Annotated in this window: 2 protein-coding genes; both read left to right on the forward strand. The window is 38.9% G+C overall.

The genetic code is table 11. The annotated features are described in order from the left end of the window. Positions 1-2104, forward strand: a 2104-nt coding sequence (locus F6K13_RS22280) for a serine/threonine phosphatase (protein WP_287288415.1), incomplete at its 5' end; no start/stop codon positions are given. 593 nt (positions 2105-2697) lie between these two features. Beyond that, positions 2698-3918 carry an FHA domain-containing serine/threonine-protein kinase gene (locus tag F6K13_RS22285; RefSeq protein ID WP_124144505.1) on the forward strand — a complete coding sequence of 407 codons (1221 nt, stop codon included), beginning with the start codon at positions 2698-2700 and terminating at the stop codon, positions 3916-3918. Positions 3919-3958 lie beyond the last annotated feature (40 nt).

A 3958-nucleotide genomic window follows, 5' to 3' on the forward strand; every position in this document is an offset into this window, starting at 1 on the left:
TTGGAAGGCAATTATAATTACTCAAGCAGAAGCTCTCCTCCCCAACTCACCTGAAATTAATCTCAAGGAAATGGGACAAGAAGAAGTAATCAGCGGAGCAAGTCCCCTGGCCAAAGATTCGGCGGAGTCAGCAGCAGATGTCATTACAGAAGAACCCGAAGAGATTTTAGAATCCTCCGAACCTTTGGAGCCAAAAATAGAAATCGATCTACAACCTGCTGCCGAAGTAGAATCAGAAGATACTTTACCAGAAACAATAACTGAAGTTGACGATCGATGCCAAAAATTAGAGGAGTTAGATAATTCTGAATCAATTACCGCAGACATTCTCAGTCCAATGTCTGAAGCAGCAAACACAGAGAATAAATTATCCTCAAATCCAAATGACGATCTAGAAAATTCCTCCACTGCATCAGAAAAATATTTAGATCCCCAACAGCGCTACCAACTATTGGAAACTATAACACCAACAAACCAAGGTGAAACAGTAGTAGTGCAAGTACTAGACTGTAACCCACTAGAACAAACCCCCCTCAAAGCTTGGTTGCGAAATAACTCCGGTAATTTTAGACCGCCCACTTCTAGCTCTCAAGAGAATGAATTATCGGGTTACCAAAATCAAGAAAGTCAATTCCCTACCTCAAACCAACAGGGAGAAGCAACGGAGATAGAAGCTTTGATTTTTCCCGCAATTGCTCAACCATATTTAACATTATATACCCAACTACCTCAACACTTTCCTACTGTTCAAGATAGTTGGCAGTCGCAAAACGAAGAAATATTACTTGTGGCAGACTACAGTAGTTTGCCATTATTAGTAAACCTTTGGGGAAGCGAAAACCTTTCCCAACTACAAATTCTATCCTGGTTGCAACAAATGACCGAACTTTGGGTAGCTCTAGCACCATGGCATTGTTGCCAAAGTATACTGGAATATGAAAATTTGCGGGTAAGTCAAACAGACAATAATTATATCAAATTGCAACGTCTGTACTCAAAACCTGGCGAGAGTGAAAATCTCCAAGATTTAATGAAATTCTGGCAATCGTTATTTGAGCAATCTCAACGGACACAGTTTGGTTGGGTAACAGCTTTAATGCAAGATTGGCGGGATGGTAAAATACAAACTATTGAAAAATTGCGATCATATCTAATGACTACTGAAGATAATTTACAACCCCAACCACCTCCTACATCAGGAACTACAATTTTGCAAACTGATGATGCTTCCCCGCAGAAAGTAGAAGATATAGAAACTCAAAACACTGAACTTTTGCCGATACAGTTGGTAAATTTGGAAAGTTCCGGAAAAAGTGATGTAGGTAGTCAAAGAGACCATAATGAAGACTCTTTTGGAATTCAAACTCAGATAGAAAACCAAGAAACACCTACAGAAAGAATTATTCAAGCTAAAGGACTTTATGTGCTCTGCGATGGTATGGGAGGGCACGCTAGCGGAGAAATAGCGAGTCAAGTAGCAGTAGACACTATTAAACAATACTTTAAAGTGGAAAGTAGTTGGTCTGTAGGTTTGCCCTCTGAAGAAATAATTCGCGAAGCAATTATACAGGCAAATAAGGTAATCTACGATATTAATCAACAAGAAGTCCGCTCTGGCAGTAGTCGGATGGGTACTACTTTAGTAATGGCAATGGTTTACGATACAAAAGTAGCTGTAGCTCATGTGGGTGATAGTCGTTTGTATCGCCTCTCTCGTCAGGGAGGGTTAGAGCAGATCACTCTAGACCATGAAGTAGGGCAAAGAGAAATTAATCGTGGAGTTGAACCAGAAATAGCTTATGGTCGCCCAGATGCTTATCAACTAACTCAAGCTTTAGGACCGCGAGATGAAAATTTTGTCAGACCTGATGTGCAATTTTTCGAGCTTGATGAGGATAGTCTAATAATCCTGGCATCTGATGGTTTAACAGATAATGATTTTCTGGAAAATAATTGGAAAAATCTCCTGGAACCTCTTTTAAACAAACAAGCTAATTTAGAGTTGGGTGTAAACCAGTTAATTGATTTGGCAAATCAGTATAATGGTCATGATAATATTACAGCAATTGTGATTCGTGCTTTAGTGAAGCCACAAAAAAATTAGCAATACCGTTTCACGCTTAGTCAAAAGTCAGAAGTCAAAAGTGATATTTTAATTAATTAAAACCTTTATTATACAGTAATTTCAGCTTATTAGTTTACTTCATCAGTTACCGAAAAATTCGGTCTAAAGCCTCCCCTTATTAAAGGGATAAAAAAAGATAATATTCCTTATGTCAAGCCTTGTGCTTTCCTACGGAATGCTGCGCAAACAGCTAGAGGTACTGATAACTGATAACTGAAATAACCAACTATTTGTGACATTTTTTAAGTGAATTGGTATAGCAGTCGAAACAAAGGGGGCGGACATTTATAAAGGCTCAAACTAAGTTAGGGATTACTTTTAACTTTTAACTTTTAACTTTTAACTTTTAACTTTTAACTTTTGATTTTTGACTTTCGACTTTTATCTTGCGCGGATCGCTATATAAGTTATGCTTTTATAGTGCTACGCATTAAGGTTAAGACATTTCTAAACCCTGTTTCCTGACGGATTCCGCACCGAAAACCCTTTAACAGTTTACTATTCCCTATTCCCTATTTCCTATTCCCTAGCACGTAGCGCTATACAAAAAACTTGAAGTTCAAACATAGATTGTGATTAGGTTAACCCTCCTAGACCCTCAAAAAAATACTCCTTTAAAAAATTGGGACTTTCAGAGTGAATCAATAATTAAGATTGGTCGCTCTCCTGATAATCAGGTTGTTTTATCTGATAGTTTAGTTTCACGATATCATCTGGAGCTACACAAAATACCAAAGTCCCAATCTGGAAATATTTGGCGATTAGTCAGTCAAGGTACAAATGGAACTTTTGTGAATGGAGTGTTGATGTCTCAGGGAATTATTTCTGATGGTTTCCTGATTCAGTTAGCCAGAGGTGGCCCTATTTTAAAGTTTCAGATTCAAGTTCCATCTGTTGCTAATGCTCCTCAACAATGTTGTTCTCGATCTAGTGATAACCCACCAGGAAACTTATTTTGTATTTATTGTGGAAAACCTATTACAGTTGAACGCAGCATCCGTCAGTATCAGGTGTTACGAATATTGGGTCAAGGTGGCATGGGTACTACCTATTTAGCTTGGGATCGTGATCGCAATAACTTACAGGTAGGCGCTTCTCCTGCTGCTGCTTTGGTGGTCTTAAAAGAAATGAATGCTGATATGGCTCAGATCCGCAAAGCTCAAGAATTATTTGAACGAGAAGCTAGAGCTTTGAAATCATTAAATCATTCAGGAATTCCTAAGTTTTTTGACTTTTTTGTTGAAGAAGACAAAAAATATTTGGCTATGGAGATGATTCACGGTCAGGATTTGGAAAAACGTATTTCTTTACAAGGACCGGTGTTACCAAAACAGGCAACTGAGTGGATGATTCAGACTTGCGAGGTTCTAGAATATATTCACTCACAAGATCCTCCACTGATTCACCGGGATATTAAACCTGCTAATCTTCTAGTGCGTCGTCGCGATAATCAGATAATAGTTCTAGATTTTGGGGCAGTCAAAGAGATTGGCACGCCTTTGGGTACGCGGATCGGCGCAGAAGGTTACAGTGCCCCCGAACAAGACCGCGGGCAACCTTTGACTCAATCCGATCTATATGCAGTGGGTGCAACTTCGATCTTTTTGTTGACTGCTCAAAGTCCGATGCACTTCTATGATAATCGTGGTAATGGTTATCGGTTTTATGTGGAAAATGTTCCCACTATTACACCACAACTAAGAAAGGTAATTGAAAAAGTTACCCAACCATTGCCTGGCGATCGCTATCAAACTGCTCTAGAGCTAGCAGATGCTTTAAAAGATTGCCTTTGAAGCACATCATCAATATTGGAATATCTCAATCTCACTATGA

The organism is Okeania sp. SIO2B9 (genome assembly GCF_010672505.1).
GTDB lineage: Bacteria > Cyanobacteriota > Cyanobacteriia > Cyanobacteriales > Microcoleaceae > Okeania > Okeania hirsuta.